The sequence below is a fragment of the Psychrobacter sp. TB55-MNA-CIBAN-0194 genome, assembly GCF_040309505.1.
Lineage (GTDB): Bacteria > Pseudomonadota > Gammaproteobacteria > Pseudomonadales > Moraxellaceae > Psychrobacter > Psychrobacter fozii.
This window is the reverse complement of sequence record NZ_JBEOOW010000400.1, coordinates 1-264: the sequence shown is the minus strand read 5'-3', so window position 1 is coordinate 264 and position 264 is coordinate 1. Positions and strand designations below refer to the sequence as shown.

At 48.9% G+C, this 264-nt stretch carries 1 pseudogene; it reads left to right on the top strand.

From position 1 onward, the window contains the following. Positions 1-264, top strand: a pseudogene (locus tag AAEY75_RS15635) (lytic transglycosylase domain-containing protein); the annotation flags it as partial.

Genomic DNA, 264 nt, shown 5'->3' with positions numbered 1-264 from the left:
CACCAATGCCGATGACAGTGAGAAGTGCGCGGTTGCGCTTGGGTTTAATAATGGCGGCGATACCATGCGTGCTATGGCAGCGAAGTCTGATGTCTGGTTGACGACCAAAAAACAGCCAGCTCTATGTGATCAGCTAGCGCTTGAGATGAATAATAACGCCTTAATTAGCAATCCAGAGAGAGTTTCTCGCCTCAAACGTATGCTGCGTAAAGGCAAAACCGGTGATATCATGGCGTTATCTTCGCGCTTAGGTATGCCCATTCC